This window comes from Pseudomonas sp. PDM28, assembly GCF_019219115.1.
GTDB classification, from domain to species: Bacteria; Pseudomonadota; Gammaproteobacteria; order Pseudomonadales; family Pseudomonadaceae; genus Aquipseudomonas; species Aquipseudomonas laurylsulfatiphila.
On record NZ_JAHUWG010000005.1, the window covers coordinates 1 to 21,512 of the forward strand.

A 21,512-nucleotide genomic window follows, 5' to 3' on the forward strand; every position below is an offset into this window, starting at 1 on the left:
CCATCCCGAACTCAGAAGTGAAACGATGCATCGCCGATGGTAGTGTGGGGTTTCCCCATGTGAGAGTAGGTCATCGTCAAGATTAAATTCCGAAACCCCAATTGCGAAAGCAGTTGGGGTTTTGTTTGTCCTCGAAAAAAGCATCCTGAGACTGGTACGGAGGTTGACCGTCAACCACGTTAGAGTAGGTCCATGGTGGCCATGGAGTCAGCCATGCGTATCCGTCCGGCCAAGTCATCTACCCGGCCCCGCAAAGCCAGGACATGGTGTGCACTTAAATTTAAGTGGGCACCGGTTCTAGCCTTTTAAGCGGGTATTTCATGCAGCCACAACGCCGTTCCTACTCCAAGTCCTTCAAGGCCCAGGTCATTCAGGAGTGTGCCCAGCCCGGCGCTTCGATTGCCAGTATCGCACTCAGCCATAGCCTCAACGCTAACCTCGTCCACAAATGGATTCGGGTGCAAGCGCAGAAAAAAACAGCGCTGCAACCTGCATTTATCCCGTTACCCATGCAGCTGGCCGGAGCTAATTCGCACGCAGCATCATCGAATATCTGCGTTGAGATCCAGCACCCACGCGGCACCGTCAAAGTGAACTGGCCAACCGAAAGTGCTGCTGCCTGCACGACCTTTCTTCGAGACCTGCTGCGATGATTCGCATCGACTCCATCTGGCTCGCCACCGAGCCTATGGACGTGCGCGCCGGTACCGAGACGGCGTTGGCCAGAGTGATCGCGGTGTTTGGTGCGGCGAAGCCGCACTGTGCTTATCTGTTCGCCAACCGCCGCGCCACTCGAATGGAAGTTCTGGTGCATGACGGCTTCAGGATCTGGCTGGCTGCTCGCCGGTTGAATCAAGGCAAGTTCCACTGGCTAGGCATTCACCATGGCTCTGAAATGCAGTTAGATACCGAACAACTTCAAGCCCTGGTATTGGGCCTGCCATGGCAACGCGCGGGCTCCAGAGGCGCGATCACACTGCCATTATCCTATCGATCCATCGCCGCGAACTGCCTGCTCTGGCAAAATCGGCACCATGACTCTCCCTAATCCCGACCACCTGAATCCTGAACAACTGCGCGCGTTGGCGGCGCAGTTGATACGGCGTGTCGAGACGCTCGACCAGCAAGTCGAGACGATGGGCAAGACGGTCGAGACCATGGGCCAGAAGATCAACCGCGACCAAACGGTTATCGAGAAGCTGACCCACGGGATCGCACAACTCAAGCGCTTGAAGTTTGCCAAGAGCAGCGAGCAGTTGAATCCGCAGCAGGCCAGCTTACTCGATGACTTGATCGATACCGATATCGCGGCGATTGAAGCAGAGCTTCAAGCCCTGCAAACAGCTCTAACGCCGACCGAGAAAAAGCAAAAGCCCAAGCGCACTGCGTTGCCGGCAGAGTTTCCACGCACGCTGATCCATCACGAACCGGACAACACCCACTGCCCATGTGGCTGCGCACTGAAATGTATCGGTGAAGACGTCAGCGAGAAGCTGGACTACACGCCCGGCGTGTTTACCGTTGAACGCCATGTCCGTGGAAAGTGGGTGTGCGATGACTGCGAAACGCTGATCCAGGCACCCGTTCCGGCGCAGGTCATCGACAAAGGCATCCCGACCGCAGGGTTGCTCGCCCACGTCATGATCGCGAAGTTTGCTGACCATCTGCCTCTTTACCGTCAGGAATCGATTTTCGGTCGAGCTGGCTTGGCGATTCCACGTTCAACTTTGGCTCAATGGGTTGGCGTGACTGGCGTGCAGTTACAGCCTCTGGTCGATGCGCTGCGGGACGTAGTGCTCGGGCAGCAGGTTATTCATGCCGATGAAACACCCGTGCAGATGCTCGTTCCAGGCTCAAAGAAAACCCACCGCTCCTATGTTTGGGCCTACGCCACCAGCCAGTTCTCGGACTTGGCAGCGGTGGTTTACGACTTCAGCCCCAGCCACGCCGGAGAACATGCACGTAACTTCCTGCAAGACTGGAAGGGCAAGCTGGTGTGCGACGATTTTGGCGGCTACAAAGCCAGTTTTGAACTCGGCGTCACCGAGATCGGTTGCATGGCCCATGCGCGGCGCAAGTTTTTCGAGCTGCACGCCACCAACAAGAGCCAGCTCGCCGAACAGGCCCTGGTTATATCCAGTTGCTTTTACGAAATCGAACGTGAAGTCCACGATCTAGAGCCGGATTTACGGCGCCGAAAACGGCAAGAAAAAGCGGTACCGGTGATGGATATGCTGCATGCCTGGATGATTGCCCCGCGTGATCTCGTGCCTGAAGGCTCAGCCATCAGCGGAGCATTGGATTACAGCCTGAAACGCTGGGCAGCGCTGTCGCGCTACCTTGATGACGGGGTCGTACCCATTGACAATAATTGGGCAGAGAACCAGATCCGGCCGTGGGCTCTTGGACGCAACAACTGGCTCTTCGCAGGGTCGCTACGCAGCGGACAACGGGCGGCGGCAATCATGAGCTTAATCCAGTCTGCGCGGCTCAACGGGCATGAACCGTATGCTTATTTGAAGGACGTCCTTACGCGCCTGCCGACGCAGCGAGCGAGTGAGATTACGCAACTGCTACCGCATAGCTGGACTCCCGTCTAATAACGTAAGCTGGGATGTACGGATGCTCACGTTGAAACTCCACATGGAAGACTTGGAATGACTCGAATTATTGAAATCCTGATGTACACCTTAAAGCCAGGATCGGGATTGGACTTTCATCAAATAATGCAGAATGTAAGTGTTCCGCTTCACCTAGAAGCTGGCATAGATGTCGTTTCTTATGGCAGCTCATTACATGATTGTGACAGCTATCACCTGATTCGTTCCTATGAAAGCGAGAACCATCGCCAAGTATCTCAAGATGCTTTTTACGCAAGCGCTGCCTGGAAACAGGGCCCGAGAGAAGACATTATCAGTCGGATTGAAATCAGTACAACGACAGTTATGGCGCTCGCTCAAGACGTAATTGATGCCATCAGAGCTTCCGTAGATCTATCTAGAGCCGAAGCTCGATCCGCGTAGCTGACATCGACAAAGGCAGACCCCGTAGCCTTAAACGCGGGGATCAGGAAGATGTGTTGGCCGGACGGTTACAGCCATGCGGTAGCCCATCGCTTTGTAACCCGCCTGGCGCTTATCCCACATTCTCAGCAGCGCGACATTTCCTTCTGCATTGGTCACCGCTGCGCTTTTGTCATGCCCCAGATGTTCTGTCATTTCAGCTTCCAGGGCGCGTTCGGCCAGCATCTTGGTGAGCTGCTTGAACAGACCATTTTCGCCGATCAGATCTTCAGGCTTTCGGTAATTGGCCAACAGACTGTCGGCCAGCTTCACCAGCTCAGGATCGGGTTTGACTCGTTTAGTGCGCTTGGGCTCGGTCATTGAAACTCCTTGGGAAAGGCAGTGTGCGCCTAATGACCGTTTACACAAACTTCAGAACACCCTCGACGAATTCTCTATTTTAGTCCCCCTGCCTTCATTCATTGAATGTCTTTCAGATAATCCTTGAGTGCAACGAGCGGCGCATCAAGCTGCCCCATCGCCTGAATCCCGGCAAACTCACCCGCCAACCTCCGCAACTCCCGCCCCAACGGCCTATCCACACCCCCAACAGCCTCCAACGCCAACCCCACACACTCACCCACCTTCACCTGAATCCCCTCAATATCCCCCCGCCGCACCAGCAGCTCAAACACGTCCCGCTGGTAATCCCCCATCACCAAATCATCCCGCAAAATCGGGCTCTGGCCTTCCGATTCATAAGCCAGTTTGAGGGAGAAGAGGGCGACGGTTTCCAGGTGCAATTCCATGGGGGGAATCCTTGTGAAATGTTCTTCCGGTGAGAGGGGCAGAAGAGAGCAAGATCAAAAGATCGCAGCCTTCGGCAGCTCCTGCAGGTTGGTGCGTTGTCGGGGTGTTTGTCGGTGGGGGGGGCTGGCCACTTTATCGCAGGCGAAAAAAAAGGCCTTGCTAAGCAAGACCTTTCTTAATTTTGGTGCCCGAGGGAGACTCGAGCGTTTCATATAATTCCTGCCTTGTGGCGGAATTATACTATTAGGGATACAGGTAGGGATACATGCTGCTAGTTCCTGGCTCACTCAGGCTTGAGGCGTAACACGTTGACGCTCACGTTGCCGTTCACGCACGAGGTACTCCATGCGATTGTTGCCCAGCAACGTATCCAGTTCTGCTTCTGGGATCATCCCCGTGCGACCTACCTGGTCGATGAATTGTTCGAATCTGTTGGAGCCAATTAAATCCGCGGTCGTTTCAGTCGGCATGCGGATTACTCTCTCGATATCATCCCTCGTCAGATGGGAAAACAAAGGCGAAACCAACCGATCAAAGACATCGTTCGTCTCGTGCCAGTTGCTGGATTCTGAAATTATTACAAATACGCGTTCCTTTGCTAGGTCAGCCAGCTCGTATTCCTGAATAGCGGTCACGAGCAAGCCTGTCCCAAAACGAAGAATCCTGGCTCGGACAATTTCGGTTATTAAGGGATGACGACCCAATCCCGCCATTGCTGGAAGAACGTCTAGGTCTGGACCTACCCGCACAAACTCACTCAGCCGGAGGCGCGCTGCCTCGTCGATGAGCGCAACGGCTTCGGGTATTGCCCCAATAAGACGTGCTACGGCAGGAAGTCCGTTGTCGTCAACACGGCGAACAAGTGTGCTCAACTTTTGGGCAATTCTGGTCTCTGCAATGTCACGATGGGTATCCAGCAGTGAAGATAAAGCAGCCCCGACCTGAATTTTTCCATACAAAGGGCTATCTGCCTCAGCGTATTTAAATACTAATTCGTCAACAAGCCCGCGAACCAATGCTTCTGAGGGATTGGCCAAAGGTGTCTGGCGCAGTGCGGTCGCAGCCTGATGTCGATCTTTAGGAAAGTATTCTGATGCGATGGTTGTGATGATCTCTGCGATAGCAGGACGACCTTGGATCGGAGGTTGGGAGAGCACGTGTTCGACTGCGTTTCTGAGATGTAGTCTGGCTAGCTCGGCTGAGGGGCGATGCGGCACGCCGGCTCTTTGGAACGAGGGGTGTGCACACTGGTGACGGTCTTCACGCAGTCGCTCAAGATCCGTAATTTGTTGGTGGTTGAAAAAATCTAACTCTGTTCGGCATATCGACAGAATCGTACGTTCGAACTCAAGAGCATTTTTGACCCCCTGATCATTACCTTGGTTGATCTGGGTAATGTAGGTTTCGTACTTTGCATTGATACGAACCGCAATGGGGTCGTTGGCTAGAGCAAGCTCTCTGATCTTGTCCACCAGATCGAATACTACGGCGATCCAGGTGTGGACAATGGAAGAGCGATACGCCCCAGCTCGATAACATTGAATCGATTCTGCAATGTAGTCCCGAGAGCGTTCCGCTCTACACTTCAACGCTAAAGCATCGATGTCAGCTAGAGAGTCAGTCATGGTGCACCTTCTTCCAAGTAGGTGGATGGACGGTAATATCCATTTACGAGCCGGGTGCGTTTTTTAGCACACCTCGTCGATTTCGTATGCTGGAAAGACGCCGGGGACCCTAAGGATTTGCGTAGTTCACGGGGTCGGAAACCCGCGGGATCGTGGTAGTGACATTCATCCCAGCTTACTGAAATATCAACCTTGAAATTGAAAGGATTTTGAAGAAAAGGGCACACCTTTACAGTATCTGTAAGGGTGTCCTTCGGTGTGGTTGATTGCGAACACTAGGGGGCTGTCAACCAGGGTGAGGCGCGTCAACCACGTCAACCTGTCAACCAACTATAAAAAAACAGCCACTAACAAGAACGCGCGGGTTTTCTGCCCCGTACCCATTCGAAATGCCCAGGGTCCCCGGCGAGCTACCAAGCGATAGGGCAAATGCACAGGTGAGCACTTTTCCGCTAACACGATCACGCGGGTTTCCGACCCCGTATCTGTCTCATTGCCTCAGGGGCCTCGGCGCTTGCTGAAATCTGCTCGCTGATGGAATTCATTACTTACGGGGAGTGGGGCGGATACCTATCAAATGTCGTGTAACTCGTGTTTTCGGTGTAACGTATCTATTTAAGCGACTGAATTTAAACGATAAAAATAACGTTACACTGACTGGGTGCCTTCCCAGCGTGCGGTGTGACAATGCCGATCGGTGTAACGTTTACGGAAGCTGTTTGGCTTGCCTTCGGGTGTCGAAAAGCCAACATCGCTCAACAGCTGAGTGAGCGCTATCGGCGGCTATTGATTGCTCCAAATTGGCTGGAAAGAGAGCCGCCGATAGGCAGCAATCGCGGAAGCGGACAATGGTCTCTTGCCAGTAAATGGCGTTGAGCGGACTACCAAGTATTCTCGGCTAGCGGTCCTTGTGTTTCCGCTTTTTATACCTCAACATGAGGGATCATTTTCGGAAACAGGCACGGAGCGGCGATGAGCACATTTGAATTGACGGCCTCAAACGCTTTCACTCGGCGAGCGAAAATTATTGATGAGCCCGCGGACGTGGATGTGAGTTTGCGGGAGCTGCATTCTGACTTGGACCCAGTCCTACTCCGTGATGCAATTACTGGCGGTCTCCGAGGACGCAATGAGACCAATCGTGCGTCCGCGCCGACTGCGGCTGGCGTTCAGCAATGGTTGAAGACTGTTGAAGACCTGCGCACTTTATTGGCGACAGCTCACTGGCATATCCATGAACAGCAAAACTGCCCTTTCATCAGCTCGCCTGATCGGAGCATTTCTATCGTGGTCATGACCGGAAACAGCGAAACCGGCAAGAATGGAATTGATGAACCGACGAACCAGGCTGAGAAAGGAGCGGTTGCTGAGGGCTTTGTTTATACAAATAATCGTCAGTTAGAGCTATTCAATAGTGTCTCGTTCCAATTAGCCAAGGAACATCAGAGAGAAACCCAAGTATGGGCATTGCTTTATCACTATGATAAGGTGCTTAAGGAAGTTCGATATGAGTTGTCTTTGCCGACCGGGTTCGGTAATAAAAAAATTACTAACTGGGGTGTTCGTATACTCTTGGGTAGTGTTTCTAATAATCCCGATGATTTCACCATTCGTAAAGATGAATCGAGTTCTCAGATTTCGGTGGAAGTAGAGCCTAAAATAGGTATGTTATGAGTAAGTGGCTATGTCCGAAATAAATCCCAAGCAAATCACATTTGCCAGGGTGAGAAGGCGTTTAACTAAAGCTCAGCTGGCAAAGGAGTTAGGTATTACTAGTCGTAGTTTGCAGAACTACGAAAGTGGTGCTTCTTATCCTGAGCCGGCGGCCTTGGAGAAAATCGCAAGACTATTGAACTTCCCTCTGCAGTTTTTTTTCATTGATGAAGATATGCCGGAGTTGAGAGAAGATTCAGTAAGTTTTCGTAAACTTTCAAAAATGACCGACGCGTTGAAAGCTTGCACATTTGCGGCAGGTGCCATCGCGTTTAGAGTCAACCATTGGATAGAGGAAAGGTTTAATCTTCCCTCGGCAGGGTTACCCGACCTGAGCGATCTAGCACCTGAAGAAGCAGCTGCCACACTTCGCCGCGTATGGGGACTAGGTAATGCTCCCATTCCCAATATGATTCACTTGCTTGAGTCGAAAGGTATTCGCGTCTTTTCGCTGGCCGAGGAAACCCGAGAGGTTGATGCTTTTTGTACGTGGTATGAGGGCAAGCCATTTGTTTTCCTTAACACCATCAAATCCGCGGAGCGGAGCCGCTTTGACGCGGCACATGAGCTAGGCCATTTGGTGCGCGACGTTTACACCATGCAGCACGGCCAAGCGCACGGACCTGAAATGGAGCGCCAGGCTGATGCATTTGCTGCAGCCTTTCTAATGCCTAAGGAGAGTGTGGCTGCTAATCAGCCACCCACTTACTCTATTAAGTATCTTATGAAGCTCAAGCATTATTGGGGTGTGTCGCTTGCAGCTATGGCATACCGTTTTAATTCATTGGGATTGGTCAGTGAGTGGAATTACCGTAGTCTTTGTATAGATATCGCCAAAAGTGGATATCGGGCTAATGAACCTGAGCCGATGGAGCGAGAAACATCACAGTTACTCACTAAAGTTTTAGACGCTCTGCAAAGCCGAAAGCAAGGCCGTCGTGAAATTGCAGAAAGCCTGAGTGTAAGCATAGATGAAATTAATGCTTTAACCTTCCAGTTGACAAGGTTGTCAGTGGTTTCAGGAAGTGTAACTAATGGATCTAAAGTTAAGAAGGGCTCTCCAAACTTGAGGCTTATTTAGCGGAGGATCGCTTCCCTGGCCGAATAGATGAGTTAGGCCAATTAAATGTGCATAGCTTCCGAATTGTGGTTCATCTTGAACAGACTACGAACCGCTTCTGGCCAGAGGCAGCCTTTCACGGTGGGCAGCTCTCGGCCAGAAGCAGATTTTGGATACTCACATAAGAGAGGGAATGCAGAAGCGCAATGCGCGGAGCACGCGAACGTCAGCGGGTCGCCCTCGATGTACTCCTGCCACTACAGTTCATTTAAGTTGGAGCATAAAACAGATCCGTACATGATGTTCTGATGGCCAATCCGCTTGACTCAAATGTGGATATTTAAAGATCCACTACTTTCAAGGCTTGAGTGATACGGCTCAATACGTCACCAAAGCTTTCACCCTCTGTAAGTACGCCTGCGTAGGCCTCGATAATCTGATACTTACGGTGCAATTCCCTTCTGGCTAAGCGCTTCTTACTTATTTCACGCAGAGCCACTTTCTCAACACTGTTCAAGCCTTCCTTGACGCACAAGGCCAAACAGTTAAGGCCGACAGGTGATTCAAGGTCTTCACCTCTATCAACGGTAATTGCCCTAAAAATCTGATTAGGAAGACCAAATATATAAGAGAGATCGGGGATTATCCTCAATACAAATTCCCTAGCAAACTCACATTTTCCGACTTTATTAGTTGGAGTGCCAGTCGAGGCCTCAATGCTGGCTAGTGTATGACCTGCCATCCAGAGTTCCAGCAATGGGAATAATATTTCAGCAGCATGTTTCCCTCTTGAATTATCATCTTTGAGCTTCTTATAATTGCTGCCAAAAAAACCCTCCAACGTCTCCTTCCTAATAAGAGTTGGAAGCAAAGCGGGTCGATGTTTTAACCATTCGCGAAGCCATTGATACCAAGCATCCGTAGTTGCCCAATGATTGACATTTTTAGAAAGTGGTTCACCAAGCTCTCGAATTATCCCTACCGATATTCCTGATGCTGCTGCCAATCGATCAGCCCAAGTGAGCAGTTGAGAGATGTCTAGATTGGAATTTCTAGACAGTATTGCTGATTCTATTCTTGATGTTATCCACTGTTGATCTCCTTTTTTCCTAGCTCGGAAGGCTGAGAACGAACGATTAATAGTCGCGCGAGCTAATATATCTCGCCCTTCTTGCTCTTCGTCATAATCGACCGGTAACCTGCTCAAAAAATAGCTTGCTACGCCAGAGAGAGGTAACACCTCACTATGTATTTGGTCGAGAATTACCGTGAGAGGGTCATCAATAATTAAGCATTGATCGCTCTGAGAAAATATCGACCTCAAATCCATCCAATGATTATGTATTTGGTTAGTGCTATTATTAAAGTTAACGACTTTACTCGGTACTACCAATACAAATCCGTAGGAACTGTCGCCCGCTCTGCCAGCCCGCCCCGCTGCATTTAGAAGCTCATGAGCCTCCAAGCGTTGCATCGCATCGGCTTCTTGATCAAATCTACTATCGCCACTAATAATGACCACTTCACTGGGAAGGTTCATTCCCTGCGCAAGAGTTGATGTTGCCACCAAAACATTCAATCCATCCGCTCGCTTAAAAAGCGATTCGTGCAAGTGTCGCTCCATAGTAAGCAAAAGTCCGTGATGGCACGCACTAGAGGATATTAACCTGCCTTCTTCCGACACTTCGATGTAGATATGCTCTTTTCCTCCAAATTCATCGACTACTGTCTCGTAAAGGCGCACTTCCTCTTCAGTCAAAATACATCCAGACGATTCAAGATTGTCTGAAATTCTTTTTGATGCGTTATTCGCGAGCGGTATTGTTTGTGTAAAAACTAAAGTCTTGATTTTTTGTCTGGCTGTTGAAGCTGCGATTGTAGCCGACACCTGATTACCATTAGGCGTTAAATACCAACCCCCTTCTGGAACGGTACCTGTTGATAATTGGACAGTTTCGCTAAGAACCGGCATTAATGCGTAATCTTTACGGCTTGCTGAATGCCAAGTTTGATTCAAACAAAAGAAACCGAATGGCTGTACAAGCAGCTCTCGTTTCAAAGAGGCAGGCGCATTTATATTAGTTACCTCAGACCGCACGGCTCTTAAGCGCTTTTTTAGTTTGGATATTTCATCGCCAGCATAAACCACACATCCTCTAACTTGACGCGTAGGCTTCCATGTCAATGACATGGGCAAACAAGGTCTTTTAGTTAGCTCTGAGACCCAACCTGCAATCTCTTCAGAGTTTTTCATCATTGCCGACAATAAAAGCAAATCAGCGTTAGGAGCTACCGATGTAAAATTAAGAAGGCAAAGCATAGAATCTATCGAGCGCCGGCTGTGATCCGCGTCCCTTGGGTGCAACAAATGGCACTCGTCGAACACCAACAGCCCTACATTCGAGAATATCTCCGGATCAAAGCTCAACATTGCCAAGCATCTTTCTGGTGTCATAACAGAAATAGCAGGAAGTACGTCATTCTCCAAATCAAATAACAATTCATCCACGATTTCTCGCTGAACGTCTGCATTTGGAAACGTATTAGCTAGAGCCCTAGTTGTTTGATCCACCAATGAAAGCGTTGGCGCCAAAAAAACCACTTTCACATTTCGCAGCAGCGCGGTAGCAATTTTCAACTCGGAAAGCGTAGATTTTCCTGCTCCGGTTGGAAAGCTTATTACAGAGGAAACCCCTATTTCCAAATAACCTGAGGATATCGCCTGTCGATGATTCCTCCATAGGTAGGGCCTAATTGACGCTATGCCTTGCTTCATCGTAAACCATTTAGCCGCCTCGATACCTTTTGGTGGTTCTGTATTTATAACCCCTGATGGAATAAGGTGGTCCGCGACCATCGCTAAAAGGGATGCCAAATGCAGTGGTCCTGGAAAGACGTTATGTACTGGGTGATTTCCAATGCCAACTAAACCATCAATTTTTTCGACGCATAGTCCTTTAACTCTATCAAAAATTACTTTTGAGTTATGGTCTATCAAATCAAATTCATCATTGGTTCCGAGCAATGATGCTGCCATCGCACGGACCCCATGCAATAGCATGTAATACAGCGAGTCAACGGCTTGCCCCATACTGTCAGCGCTATGAAAACTTTCTGGTCCGGGCACGGGCATAGCAAGTATTTTTAGAAGACTTCCATTTGCCAAGTGATAAATTGCTTTAAGCAAAGTTGCTTCAACAGAGCCTTCAGCGCTCACCACAATATTTTTTGCCGTTTCGGCAGCATCAGAACTTGCTTCCGCGATCAGGAACAGCAAAGTTGCCGAAACCTCAGGGGAGACGCCAAATGCACTCAATGTGCTAAATTGAATACTTCTTGACATCAACTCCTGAGCAAGCAGTATTACATGATGAGCCGAACCGGCGACGAAGGCTGCGGCAGCTCGGTTTTCCATATCTTCTGAAGCGGACACTATAGCCTCGTGAGAGAAAGCAAGGCGCGTCATTCGTTTGACTATTTCTGTCACCTCATCAGGCAACCCCACCTGTTCCGCTCCTTCTCGTAAGCAAACACGAGCAGAAACTATCGATGCGTAAGCTTCAGTCAGTTGTTTTGGCAGCTCAGCAAGATCGAGGCCGTCCAATTTAGGAGCACTATTAATCAGTTCTACGGTATCGTTATCAAACATGAGCAGCCACCATAATCTTAATGTGAGCAATTGATTTCTCAGCTAGCGAAGACATCCAGGGGCGCAAATGCTCTACATAGAAGATTTCTCCACCTCGCTTGCTCACCTTGCCTTCAATAACTTTATCGTAACCTTTAAAAACTTTTACTCGCCCCGTGCTCGTGGAGTGATATTTACCAACCGTTATACTAACTCGATAATGTCTAACGTTTTTCCATATTATGTTCTCGATCGCGAGATCAGGATCTACTTCCCTATTGGTTTCCAATAAAGCAACGACCTCCGCAACTAAAACGTTCTCCCTATCTCCCTGATCGAGCAATTTAAACTCTGGCCAAACCAAATCACGAACCGTTTTTCTCGCATCATCCGTGGCTTTGTCTTCAAATATGGTTGCAGCAACAACCTCCCCGTCATTCAATTCGAGACGGAGCCCATCGAATCCTTTCAAGGCATGAATCATTTGAGGGGGCCGAATAAGTGCGCCCGGATCGGCTTTTTGGGCAGCTATCCACGATATCACCTGAAAGATCCAACCATCTCTATGCCAAGGATCTTCACCAGAAGGAACTGTAAGTAAGCCTATCGCGCCCTGAGCAGCGCTGGCCCTTGATGCCGGCGTGCCAACATTCGTTCCCGCTATAATTTTTTGGACGTGTCTGGACTGGCCCAAAGCAACCCGCGCGATCTGCTCTGCGAGTAGATTTTCGTCCGTGATTGTCCAAACCTGACCATGACAGAGGGTTGGATGGTCGTAGTATTCCAGCGAAATCGGCATTTTCGTCCTTGGTAGCTCATCTGGTGAAAGCCAGGCACATGACTAGGTTGGTCAACCTTATCAATATGCCATCAGTGATGGTCAAATTTATGGCCTTCTATCCCCATTAATCTTCACCAATAAGTGGAATAGCGCTATGCGGTGCGTCCAAGTTACTGTAGACCCTGCTTCTATAGGGTGGGCTCAGATTTCGCGTGGCTGCGTGCAAAAAAGGCGTTTTGCAGCAGTCAGTATGCGGGCAGTCTGGATGGACCGACTTTTTCAACAGAATCGGCTGGTAGTTGTCATTCTGTTGTGCTGCCCTTCAGTTTCTTTTTTTTAGCTGGCTGTCCAGTGCACTAATCATAGTTTTTAGTGCTTCAATGGAGAGCTTCTCTATCTCGTTCGATTTTTCCTTTTTCACGTCCAGAAGAGTCAGCAAACCGGCTAGGTGGGCTCTTCTCGCTTTCAGGGCGTCAGTAAAGCTTGAGACGTTGCGTATTGGTGTGTTCATGATTGATTTCCTGCGTTGTTCTAAACAGCCCACGTCCGTGAGCTGTTTCGGGTAAGACGGTTCGTTACATCGCTAGCACGTCCTGCACGGTGTACTTATAAGAACGATCTGCCAGTTCACCGAATTTCCAGCTACCAAAGTTTTCACCTTGCTCCGGAAGATCCAATTTCATAAGACCGATCTGATCGCGATCAATCAGGCGATAAGAAGCCCAAAGCTTACCGCCGACATCGAGCAATGCCTCGGCCGCTTGATTCCACTTTTCCTCCAGCACGGTATGCGCCAGGTGAAGGGCTTTTCTTTCGATGGCTTGGTGCTCTTTTTGAGCTTCGGCAATGTATCGATCAACCGTAACCAGCTCTTGCTCCAGAGCGGTGATGATCAGCTGTTGTCGACGATTATGCTCGGTGGCAGTCGCAAGGCTTTTGGCAGCCTTCAGTGCCTCGGTGTTGGCGTTTTTTTCGCCCTCTGTGTCGCCCCAGGCCACCGCCTGCGCATAGGCCGTCGCTGCATCAGTTTCTGCTTGTCGGGCGTTAGCCATATCATCGATTGCTTTCTGACGGACCTGCTCCAGACGGGTGCTGATACTTTGACGCTTTTCGTTTAGCTCCTGCTCATCAGCATTCCAATTAGTCATCGCCTCAACGTAGGCCGCCATGAGGGAGTCACAATTTACGAGGTTTTCGCGACGATTGATCCTCTGATCCAAAAGGCTTGCGTTGTATTCGCGCGAATCGAAATCCCTTTTCAGGTCGTTGTATTTGTCGCGTGTTTCTCGTCTTTGATCGGGGTCGATGGGCTCCTCGCTTACCACCGCTTCTTCATATGGAAGCATTTCGGCATGTAGGCGTTCTGCTTCGCTGAGTAGTTGGTCACGTCGGCCTTTGAGTTCCTGGATCTCGTTAAGCAGCGTTTGATCTGCGCAATTCCTTTGATCGGTCGTTTCGACGCTGTCCGACGCTACCTCAGGAAGCAAGGTGGCCTGAAGGTTCTGCATTTCATTGGTCAGCAATTCGCGTTGTTCTGTAGATTCTTGAAATTCGTTCATCTGCGTTGTTCCTGTGCAATCAGATAATGGGTTGAATGAGCGGCTGGCGAGGCCGGGAATGAGCCGGCGCTACCTCGATCAGGAGAGATGCCATCAGGCAGCCCGAGCCTCGCTCTCATCCGCTCCCGGAATCGTCTTCACGATGTAGCAGCGTTGCGGACCGAGACCGGGCAGCCGGACCAGGCTCGACGCCTTGCCGTCACTCCCCGGCTCCAGCACTCCGAGTTGCAGCAGTGCCTTGTTCACGGCGCTGATGTTCATGCCCCGGAAGATCTCGGAGCGCCACATCTCAGGGAGCACGTAATAAGTGTTTGTGGTGTGCATGGTGTCGCCCATGCCGTGCTCCAGCGTCTTGCGAAAGCCGAGGCGGTCGATGGTGCGCGGACCGTGTTCGTCGATCTTCGCCGCCGCCGATTCCCAGCGGGTGAAACGGCTTTCACCGAAACGCTCAATGACCTGGCGCAGCCGTGCCAAGATTGCATCACCTTCAAAGTTACCGGCGCCGCCACGCTCGTTTAACCAGGCGTTCAAACACACTCGGGCCGCAGTAGTTGCGGTCCCATCAGGCCAGCCGGTGATGCCCATCGCGGTGGCCAGCTCGCCCGCTGCCGCCGCAAGGCCGAATCGTGCGGCAGCACGGTGTGCCTGTCCGCTGGCGGAAGCCGGAAGCGATTTGGCGATAAAGCCCTCCAGCGTGCGGCGCAGGATGACCGACCAGCCGTGATACTTGCCGGGTTCGCACAGTGCCGTCAGGAAGGCAGTGAGCGGAGTGCCGTAGTAATTCGCTACCCGTGCCTTGAGCGCGTCAGACAATGCCGCCGCATCCTCGAAACCGTTGAGCGCGTCGAACATACCGAGGCCTTTGCTGGCGTCGGCTGGGACGGCGAGCATGCGCACTTCCATGCCCGCTTTCAGCTCCTTGTTGGCCTCGGCCATGTGCTGGGCCAAGGTCTTCTCGCCCGTGGAGAGGAACAGCAAGCGCCACTCCTGTACCTGTCGGCCTGCTTGTCCTCGATCATTGGCGCGAGCCTTGCCGGTGCCATTGCCGAGCATGTAGACCGTCTCGCCGATGATGCGGGGATCGCACATGCCGATTTCGTCCAGTACCAGGAGGCCGTCGGAATGCGCGGCGGCAATGGATTCCAGCGCGTTGTCGGTGGAACGCCATGAGCGCACCAAGCGTGGGCCGCCGTAGATCGAGGCGGCAACCCGGAGGTGAGTGGTCTTGCCGCCTGAGCTGTCGCCGTACAGGTGGAAGCCACCTGACTCATGACCGAGCATGTGCAGCAGGGGGCCTGCGAACGCCACACCGACGACAAACGCCAAACGATGGTTACCGATGCATAACGCACCGATCTGCTGTTGCCATTGTTCGAGCGTGCCTGCTTCGCTGATGGGTGGAAGCTGCGCACCGGCCTCATAGAAATGCAGGTGTTCGCTGTGCGTGCCGACTTGCTGCTCAGGCAGTAGAAACGCGCTGTCGTGCCATCCCAAACGTGTGACCAGTCGTGCCCGTTGTGCACTGTCGAAGCCGCCGAGGTAGCTCTGCAGGTCGTTGCGTGCGTTACGTCCCGAACGGCTACCGGCGAGACGTAATCCCATGTCGACCAACGGACCGAGCACGTCCTTGCCGAAGTCGCCGGTCATGGTGCGCGCCGGGATGTTCCAGCGCTTCTTGGTACCGTCGGGATCGTCGAACTCGACCAGCAAGCCCCAGTTGTGGCCTTTCTCGTCACGGGTACGGGCAAGGATCGCCAGAGGCGAACACACCGGGCGCGCCTCGCCGTCATCGCCGGCATAAAACACGCCTTCGGACGTGAGGCGAAAACCACTGGGCATTAGGTCATTTTTCGATTTCGCCGGGCGCTTTGCCGGAGCTTTTGTGTTCGGTCCCGGTTTGGCTTCGCTCGGTTCCTTCGCCGACTTTTCCACAGGCAAAACGAACAGTTCACCGCTGTTTTCCAGCTCGACGAAATGGGCGGCTGTCCAACCTTTGGCGAGTGCATCGGCAGCATCGTCGCCGTCGTCCCATTGACCACCCTTGGCGAAAGCGGCGCGGTCGTTCTTTAGCGTGGGCTTGCGTTTGAACACATCCAGCACGATGACTCGGACCGAGGCAGCGTCGATTTCGCGCAGCTTCTCGGCAACGGTTTCCATGCAGGCCTTGCCGATGTCGTCATTGTCCGGCCACAACACAACGTCGCGACCCTTGAGTGGTGTCAGGTCGGCTTTGTGCCAGGAGTTGGAGCCATTCGGCCAGCAGGTGGCCACGTAGCCCGGTAGCAGTTCAGCGGCGGCGTCAGCGGCTTTCTCGCCTTCGCATAGAACAACCGGCGTGTCACCGTGCTGGGCCAGTTCATCAAGGCGCAGCAGGGGACGCGGATCTGGCAGACCCTGCCAGCGCCATTGCATGGTCTGGCTGTCTGCGCGCTGACACCACGTCAATGGAGCAAAGACCTTCTTCGGCTTGCCGTCTTCATCGGGGTCGAGGTCAAAGCGGTAGAGCGCCATGAGGGGCTGGCCCTGAGCGTCGCGGTAGATCCACACCTTGGACGGCGCACCGTGATCCCGGTGCTTGGCCGGGCACTTGTTCATGGCCTCGGTCGGGATTGGCTGGATGGCGTTCCATGTCGGTGCTTTGGGCTTGCTGGGTGTTGCCTTCGACTGTGCGGCGCCGGGCGAAACACTCAGCAAGTCAGCCAGCTTGTTGCAGGCTTCGATGTCGGTACCGCCGTCCAGATAGCGCACCAGATCGATCAGGTCGCCGCCCTTGTCGCCGGTGGCGAAGTCGGCCCAGGTGCCTTTACTCAAGTTTATTTTGAGCGATCCGGCGCGCTTATCGCTGCGGGTAGGATTCGGGGCTGTGTATTCCTTACCACCGTCTACGCGCTTGCCGTTGGGCAGCCAGTGCGACAGGACACGATCAATGTCTTTCAGCGCGGCTGCTTTCACGTCGGCAAAGCTCGGACGTTTTGCGGTGCTGTTCGGGCGTTGGCTCATGTATCAGCCCTCTGCAGAAACAGCGCGTCGTGGATGTCATCGATCAGCGCTTTGGCCACCTCGCCCAGATACAGAGCTGGCCAGCTGAAACGATCGCTCTGATCGCTCATTGTGGAGCTGCTCATAGCGCACCTCCTTTTTGCACAGCAGGAGTCGAGGTCGTGTCGCCATGCAAGGCGAGCGTTTTGATCAGGCCGAGAGTGCCGCGTACATCCCAAATAACCGCGGCAAGCACGTGATTGGCGAGTCGTGGCTTGTCACTGTCGAAGTGGTCTTCGAGCAGGGTCAGCACAGAGTCTGCGCGCTCAATTGCGCAGGTGATGGCATCGATAGGAATGCCGGCTTCTGCTTGCTTGCTGACGCAGAGTAAATCCTCAGGTAGTGCAAAGCCTGGGAGCATGCTCATTGGGCACCCCCTGCGGCTTCCAAGGCGCGAGCTTTGGACATATGGACGTTGTAACGAGAGAGGCGTGTTGCGAGGCTGGAATTGGCGTGTAAAGCGGCGAGAGCCATTGCACGGTGTGCAGCGGCGCGAATTTTGGACGGATTGAGGGTGTGCATGTAGAGCTCCTTTTGCTGAGGAGCTGCCACCGCTTGCGGCCAAGCAAGGAATGGTGGCAGCTGTACGCAGGTTGGCCGACCGGGGCAAAAGGGACCCGGCACACCCGAAGGTGTCCCACGCACAGCCGCCATAACACGATACGACGGGCACAAAAAAAGCGCCTGCTATCGGATGGAGGGCGCTTGTGCGCCTTTTGCAGTTCGGACGGCCAAGTCCGGTCGCTGAATTTGCAGCGACGGCCTGAGAGTAACGTCCGTTTTTCGAAAGTGCAACCGCGCTGATGGCTTGCGAATTTTTTGGGTGCGGCATAAATTGCTCGTGCATGTAGATTTACCTCAACGCCTCCGGATCGCCCCCGGAGGCGTTTTCGTTTCAGGCATGGGCTTCCCAGCTCAGGGAAAGGAGGGGCAGGAAGCCACCGCTGAGCATGGAGCGGGCGTCTTCGTAGGCTTGCGTTTGCTGGCCTTCGTCGACGATCACGGCTCCGATCTTTTCGCAGTGGAAGGAGAGGGCGCACCAGGTGCCATCGGCCCAGCTGAGGACGCCGACTACGCGACCTTGTTTGTCCTGTTGGCTGCGATAGCGCTCGAGTCGCTGCATGAGTCGAGGTGAAAAACCGATCAGGCGCAGCACTGAAAACGGATGCATCAAAGCGTTCTCTGCGATCTGGCGATTCATGCGGCCACCTGATCACGCGCCTCAATGCGGCTGCGTGCCCATGCTTGGATTTCGGAAAGAACCCACGCCACTGGCGCTCCGCGTGCGGTGCTTGTGCTCAGTTTTACAGGGCGAGGAAAGCCGCTCTTTGGGCACTGCATTAGCTTGTAAATAGTGGGGCGTGCCAGGCCAACGATAGCCATGACTTCGGAGATTCTGATCAAGGTTGTCGCGGGGTCGCGATAAGGAATTTGGTTGATTGTTGACGCGCGGGAGTTAGACATAGTCGTGCCTGTAAGGTGAGAGACAGGCGCAGACTAAAAGACGAAAAAAAAGCAAACATGGTTTGCTTTTCGTCGGTACAGCGAAAATTTATCTAGGGAGAAATTTACCTTTTCTCAGGTATTTTCTAACGGTCGGGGCAGATGCCTTGCCCAGGTCGACTAGCGCTTTGACTAATTCAGTTTCCGTTATGTTGGGGTCGGCAGAGATTTGGCTTTTTGCCGCTTTGCTTATGTCCTCAAAAAGCTTCTTGGTGTTCTCTTGCTTGATTGTGCCTGGCTTGGCGTTAGCCTTTCCGGCCGCTTTGCCCTTTTCCGACGCTTTTGCGGCAAAAGCCTTTTCCAGCGCTCTTCGCAGAAAACCTGATGCGCTAAAGTCGTTGCGCGAAATGTCCGCCCAGTCCGCTTGTTGATAAAGTGAAGCAAGCATCAAAATCATGGAGGCCTCGCCATTGAAATCAGCAAACTCCTCTCGTGCATCGATTTCGAAGTCGCTCTTTCGCTTTCGTTCTCTCTGAATGAGGAGGAGGTATTGTTTGGGGTCGGTCTGTCTGAGCTGCTCCACCAGATCTAGATCCAGATCGTAGAGGGAGCGTTCTAGGTCGAATAGCCAGTTCGCAAGGACTTCAACCGCCTGCACAGCTTGAATAAGCGCATAAGTCGCTACGAGTTGTGTGTCGCTTGCGGGATGATCAATGCCAAGGAAGCGGCGAACGACTCTGGGCAGTGAGGTCGGTTCGGAAAAGTAGAAATGCTCTTCAATAGGGTCGCGAAGTCGAAACATTGTCTTTGTCGTCGATTCAGCACAGTCAGCGTATTGGCCGTCCTCGAGCCAGAACAATGTTGCATTGTGGATGCAGGTAAACGCATCACGGAAGTGCTCGGAGAATTGGCTGTATAGCGCCAACTCACGGACAGCGAGTTCGACCTCATCAAGATCCCAAAGCAGGCAGCCAACGTCTACTCCGGCAATCTCAAGCTCTAAAGCTTCGGTGCCAAGATTCCTGTTCATTAAGATACCCCTCGCCCCGTACCGTGCGTACTGCCCCAGCGAGGTGTATCTGGCAAAACAGCTGCCAGCAGGGGGCTTGTGGTTCGATGACGGTTACACGCGTCAGCAGCGTTACACGCGGAGTTCGTTGAGCTTGGATTCGGTGTAACCTTAAGAAAATCTAATATTTTCAATAGGTTGTATCGACTTGTTACACGAGTAACACCCGTTACACCGGTTTTAGAGATAGCCTGGGTAAGTGATCTCATACCGCCTTTCCAAACTGGGCTTGCACTACATTGCCAGCTGCAAGTCCATCAAGATGATCGGCATACCACTGCATCATCGTTACGCGTTGCTCAAGGTATTGGGCCTTGTTGTATACCCCTGAGATGCCTTCCTCTTTGTGAGCCAGCTGCGCTTCAACATGCTCCTTCGGCCAGCCATGTTCTCGAAGCAACGTGCTTGCGGTGTGCCGAGTACCGTGTCCAACGAGGCGACCCTTGTAGCCGATGGTGGCAAAGACTTTGTTGATTGTGTTTTCACTAATAGTTGGGTTCTTGGCTCCTACGCCGGGGAAAAGCCAGCGACTCCGTCCTGTTAAGCAGTACAGATCCTTCAGAGCGGTAACAGCTTGATGGGGAAGGGGGCATACAAAATCCCGACGCATCTTCATCTTGGCAGCAGGTGTCGTCCAAATAGCTTTCTCAAGGTCGAACTCTTTCCACTCAGCCAAGCGGACCATACCAGGGCGCGATGCTGTCCAGACACAAAGCCAAGCGGCGGTGCGGGCTGTCAGTCTGCTCGGTGTGTTTTTGAGTGCGTGGAGGAATTCAGCCAGCTCAGGTTCCAGCAGGTGTGGATGCTGCTGAGTCTTGGGGGCTTGGGCTGCAATGTCACGGAGGCGGCTGCCCGGATCGTTCTCGGTGAGTCCTAATCCGATGGCTCGGCCGAAGATCTGATTGATCCAGGTGCGGCACTTTTCCGCCACGTTGTGTGCGTTTCGCGCTTCGAGGGATGCCTGAAGTTCTGCGCAGTCGGTACGGGTGATTTCGTCGAGGGGCTTATCTCCCAATGCCGGGAGGATGTCCTTATCGAGGTAAGTGCGGATTTTGTTAAGAGTGGAGGGAGCGAGGCCCTTTTCTTCTTTGGCCTTGAGCCAAGCTTCAGCAGCAGCTCGGAAGGTCCGAGTCCTGGCAGCATCAATGGCAGCTTTGGCAGAGCGTTTCTGTTCGAGAGGATCGGCCCCGCTGCTAACTACCTTGCGCAGCTCAGCAGCTTTGTCTCGTGCCAACGCACCACTTACTTCCGGGTAACCCCCAAGCCCCATCCAAGCCCAATTGCCCGCCGGACGTTTGTAGCGGAGCTGCCAGGATTTACCACCATCAGGTTTGACCCTGAAGTAGAGGCCGTTTCCATCCAGTTCCCGGTATTCCTTTGATTCCGGCTCCAACCCCGCAAGTGTCGTGTCAGCGAGAGGGCGGCGCTTGATGTCTGCGCGCTTCATCCTTGTATCCCAAAGTTCGGTATTTTTCTCAGGATACAAGCAGGGATACAGGGATACAACGGATAAGGGGAGACAGGGGTAGACAGACAGGCACAAAAAAACCGGCCAAGTGGCCGGTTTCTCTGGGTCTGAGAGGCTGGTAGAGACTCTCAGATACTGCTATGTGGTGCCCCGAGGGAGACTCGAACTCCCACTCCTTTCGAAAACGGATTTTGAATCCGCCGCGTCTACCAATTCCGCCATCAGGGCTCAATGGCGGCGAAGTATAGAGATGAGATAACCGCTGGTCAATCAGGTACATGGAGAATTTTTGATAATTCCGCTAGACTTCCCGGC

The 21,512-nt window shown here is 52.6% G+C and carries 18 protein-coding genes, 1 tRNA gene and 2 pseudogenes; 6 read left to right on the plus strand and 15 right to left on the minus strand.

What is annotated here, in order from left to right; translation table 11 throughout:
- Positions 1 to 320: 320 nt before the first annotated feature.
- From KW841_RS12035 to KW841_RS12050, 4 genes are read left to right on the plus strand one after another with little or no spacing between them, the layout of a single operon-like run.
- On the plus strand, positions 321 to 653 hold the full coding sequence (locus KW841_RS12035) for a transposase (RefSeq protein ID WP_256357803.1): 333 nt from the start codon (positions 321 to 323) through the stop codon (positions 651 to 653).
- Positions 650 to 1,048 (plus strand): IS66 family insertion sequence element accessory protein TnpB, encoded by a 399-nt coding sequence (gene tnpB, locus KW841_RS29685; protein WP_256357804.1) that lies wholly within the window; start codon positions 650 to 652, stop codon positions 1,046 to 1,048. Before KW841_RS12035 ends, tnpB begins: the two co-directional genes overlap by 4 nt.
- Positions 1,035 to 2,600 (plus strand): IS66 family transposase, encoded by a 1,566-nt coding sequence (locus KW841_RS12045; protein ID WP_218476227.1) that lies wholly within the window; start codon positions 1,035 to 1,037, stop codon positions 2,598 to 2,600. Before tnpB ends, KW841_RS12045 begins: the two co-directional genes overlap by 14 nt.
- Positions 2,601 to 2,657: 57 nt before the next feature.
- On the plus strand, positions 2,658 to 3,023 hold the full coding sequence (locus KW841_RS12050; RefSeq protein ID WP_218476229.1) for an NIPSNAP family protein: 366 nt from the start codon (positions 2,658 to 2,660) through the stop codon (positions 3,021 to 3,023).
- Between the two features lie 138 nt (positions 3,024 to 3,161).
- Here KW841_RS12050 and KW841_RS12055 read toward each other — a convergent pair.
- From KW841_RS12055 to KW841_RS12065, 3 genes and pseudogenes are all read right to left on the minus strand, one after another.
- A pseudogene (locus KW841_RS12055) lies at positions 3,162 to 3,383 on the minus strand (IS256 family transposase); the annotation flags it as partial.
- A gap of 98 nt (positions 3,384 to 3,481) precedes the next feature.
- Positions 3,482 to 3,811, minus strand: coding sequence for a hypothetical protein (locus tag KW841_RS12060; protein WP_218476232.1), 330 nt, complete (start codon positions 3,809 to 3,811; stop codon positions 3,482 to 3,484).
- Between the two features lie 288 nt (positions 3,812 to 4,099).
- Positions 4,100 to 5,437: a hypothetical protein gene (locus KW841_RS12065; protein WP_218476234.1), complete on the minus strand. Its 1,338-nt coding sequence runs from the start codon at positions 5,435 to 5,437 to the stop codon at positions 4,100 to 4,102.
- Positions 5,438 to 6,409: 972 nt separating this feature from the next.
- Here KW841_RS12065 and KW841_RS12070 point away from each other — a divergent pair.
- Positions 6,410 to 7,111 carry a hypothetical protein gene (locus KW841_RS12070; RefSeq protein ID WP_218476238.1) on the plus strand — a complete coding sequence of 234 codons (702 nt, stop codon included), beginning with the start codon at positions 6,410 to 6,412 and terminating at the stop codon, positions 7,109 to 7,111.
- Positions 7,112 to 7,121: 10 nt separating this feature from the next.
- Positions 7,122 to 8,231: an XRE family transcriptional regulator gene (locus tag KW841_RS12075; RefSeq protein ID WP_218476240.1), complete on the plus strand. Its 1,110-nt coding sequence runs from the start codon at positions 7,122 to 7,124 to the stop codon at positions 8,229 to 8,231.
- 319 nt (positions 8,232 to 8,550) lie between these two features.
- Here KW841_RS12075 and KW841_RS12080 read toward each other — a convergent pair whose 3' ends face one another.
- The 12 genes and pseudogenes from KW841_RS12080 to KW841_RS12135 form a co-directional block, all read right to left on the minus strand.
- The gene (locus KW841_RS12080; protein ID WP_218476242.1) at positions 8,551 to 11,859 is read right to left on the minus strand and encodes a DEAD/DEAH box helicase; all 3,309 of its coding nucleotides are present in this window, start codon (positions 11,857 to 11,859) and stop codon (positions 8,551 to 8,553) included.
- On the minus strand, positions 11,852 to 12,637 hold the full coding sequence (locus tag KW841_RS12085) for a hypothetical protein (protein ID WP_218476244.1): 786 nt from the start codon (positions 12,635 to 12,637) through the stop codon (positions 11,852 to 11,854). Before KW841_RS12085 ends, KW841_RS12080 begins: the two co-directional genes overlap by 8 nt.
- Before the next feature lie 304 nt (positions 12,638 to 12,941).
- Positions 12,942 to 13,130, minus strand: a complete 189-nt coding sequence (locus tag KW841_RS12090) for a hypothetical protein (RefSeq protein ID WP_218476246.1) — start codon at positions 13,128 to 13,130, stop codon at positions 12,942 to 12,944.
- Between the two features lie 64 nt (positions 13,131 to 13,194).
- Positions 13,195 to 14,178: a chromosome segregation protein SMC gene (locus KW841_RS12095; protein WP_256357805.1), complete on the minus strand. Its 984-nt coding sequence runs from the start codon at positions 14,176 to 14,178 to the stop codon at positions 13,195 to 13,197.
- Positions 14,179 to 14,271: 93 nt separating this feature from the next.
- Positions 14,272 to 17,178 carry a DUF927 domain-containing protein gene (locus KW841_RS12100; RefSeq protein WP_218476248.1) on the minus strand — a complete coding sequence of 969 codons (2,907 nt, stop codon included), beginning with the start codon at positions 17,176 to 17,178 and terminating at the stop codon, positions 14,272 to 14,274.
- Positions 17,175 to 17,294 (minus strand): annotated as a pseudogene (locus KW841_RS12105) (DUF3077 domain-containing protein); the annotation flags it as partial. The pseudogene KW841_RS12105 and the gene KW841_RS12100, both read right to left, overlap by 4 nt.
- A 5-nt stretch (positions 17,295 to 17,299) precedes the next feature.
- A complete protein-coding gene (locus KW841_RS12110; protein ID WP_218476252.1) occupies positions 17,300 to 17,584 on the minus strand; it encodes a hypothetical protein in 285 nt (94 codons plus the stop codon).
- 528 nt (positions 17,585 to 18,112) lie between these two features.
- Positions 18,113 to 18,418, minus strand: a complete 306-nt coding sequence (locus tag KW841_RS12115; RefSeq protein ID WP_218476253.1) for a hypothetical protein — start codon at positions 18,416 to 18,418, stop codon at positions 18,113 to 18,115.
- The gene (locus tag KW841_RS12120) at positions 18,415 to 18,681 is read right to left on the minus strand and encodes an AlpA family transcriptional regulator (RefSeq protein WP_085655305.1); all 267 of its coding nucleotides are present in this window, start codon (positions 18,679 to 18,681) and stop codon (positions 18,415 to 18,417) included. Before KW841_RS12120 ends, KW841_RS12115 begins: the two co-directional genes overlap by 4 nt.
- 88 nt (positions 18,682 to 18,769) lie before the next feature.
- Positions 18,770 to 19,690 (minus strand): hypothetical protein, encoded by a 921-nt coding sequence (locus tag KW841_RS12125; protein ID WP_218476255.1) that lies wholly within the window; start codon positions 19,688 to 19,690, stop codon positions 18,770 to 18,772.
- 244 nt (positions 19,691 to 19,934) lie between these two features.
- Entirely contained in the window at positions 19,935 to 21,176 is a 1,242-nt protein-coding gene (locus KW841_RS12130; RefSeq protein ID WP_130932032.1) for a tyrosine-type recombinase/integrase, read from the minus strand.
- 164 nt (positions 21,177 to 21,340) lie between these two features.
- Positions 21,341 to 21,425: transfer RNA gene (locus KW841_RS12135), tRNA-Leu, on the minus strand.
- Between the last annotated feature and the right edge of the window lie 87 nt (positions 21,426 to 21,512).